The sequence below is a fragment of the Hydrogenophaga sp. FG152 genome, from assembly GCF_057809615.1.
Genome location: NZ_JBMDKH010000053.1, coordinates 1 through 348 on the forward strand (window position 1 = coordinate 1; position 348 = coordinate 348).

Annotated in this window: 1 pseudogene; it reads right to left on the reverse strand. The window is 69.3% G+C overall.

The annotated features are described in order from the left end of the window. Positions 1–348, reverse strand: a pseudogene (locus ACODTB_RS25820) (IS481 family transposase); the annotation flags it as partial.

The following is a 348-nucleotide window of genomic DNA, read 5'->3' on the forward strand; positions in this document are numbered from 1 at the left end:
TGTCGGTCATGACGCGCTCGATGCGCACGCCCAGGCTGGCGTAGTAGTCCACGGCTTGGCGCAGGAACTGCACGCAGCTCAGGGCCGTCTCGTCGCCCAACACCCGGGCGAAGGAGACCCGGGAGTGATCGTCGATGGCCAGATGCACGGCGTCCCAGCCGATGCCTCGGTTGCGGTGCTGGCGCTGGCCTGTGATGCGGTGGCCCACGCCCTGGATGCGTCCCAGGCGCTTGGTGTCGATGTGCAGTAACTCGCCAGGACTGGCGCGCTCATAGCGGCACACGGGCACGGGCGGTTGCAAGGCGCTCAAGCGGCTCAAGCCCAGGCGGGCCATGTGCCGGGCCACGG